Origin of the sequence: Pediococcus parvulus, from assembly GCF_007990205.1 — a bacterium.
Classification (GTDB): domain Bacteria; phylum Bacillota; class Bacilli; order Lactobacillales; family Lactobacillaceae; genus Pediococcus; species Pediococcus parvulus.
The window spans coordinates 1-994 of the sequence record NZ_BJWE01000101.1; the positions used below are offsets into that span (position 1 = coordinate 1).

Annotated in this window: 1 protein-coding gene; it reads left to right on the top strand. The window is 41.2% G+C overall.

Features of this window, described 5'->3' with window-relative positions:
• Nucleotides 1-99 precede the first annotated feature (99 nt).
• Nucleotides 100-994: IS30-like element ISLpl1 family transposase (locus PPA04_RS09495; protein WP_147206827.1), on the top strand; the 895-nt coding region annotated here is incomplete at its 3' end.

Below are 994 nucleotides of genomic sequence, written 5' to 3' on the forward strand. Positions count from 1 at the left end.
GGTAGATTGTAAAATTAATCCGAACGCTGTTCGGACAAAAAAGATCAGCTTCCTTTAAAATGGTGTTTACCACAAACCCATCTTTTAGGAGCTGATCTTTTGTCTAGTATAACCTATTCCGAACGAATTAAAATCGAAACCTTTTGTGAACTAGGGCTGTCCAATATCCAAATGGGCGTTCGGCTGAACCGATCACCGTCAACAATTTCTTATGAATTATCTCGATGTCAACCTTATCAGGCTGAATTAGCACAAACAGATGCCGAATACAAGCGATCACGATGTGGTCGGAAAACTAAGCTGAGCGATGAGTTAAAGCAAAAAATTCTCAACCATTTACGTCTAAGCTGGTCACCAGGAATGATTGCTCACGAATTTAAACTAGCTACTAAATCTATTTATAATTGGCTAAATCAGGGGAGAATTGGTTTCTCCTTGAATGATCTACCTGAACATGGCGTACGCCAACGGCGTAACGTTGACCAACGATCCAAATATAATCAATCTTTGGGGCGATCAATTGAACAGCGTCCCATGATGATTAATCAACGTAATCGCATCGGCGATTTTGAACTAGATACAGTCGTTGGTCCTCGTGGGCATAGTAAGGCAGTTTTATTAACTTTAATCGATCGCAAATCACGGTTCCTTTGGGCATACCGGTTAAAAGATCGGACGACAGCGACTGTTAATGAAGCACTAACTAAGTTCCTAACCACTTTTAATGGTCCGGTGCACAGCTTTACTGTGGACCGTGGCACTGAGTTTAGTGGGCTAGTATCACTTGAATCACAATATGGTATTAAGACCTATTACTGCCATGCTTATACGCCAGCTGAACGTGGTAGTAATGAACGCTTTAATCGGAATTTACGTTATTTTTATCCTAAAGGGACTCGTTTTGAGCACATTAGTGCTCAAGATTTAACGACGACGTTACTCCAAATTAACCAGCGACCGCTTAAAATACTCGACTGGCAAACACCGTATCAGG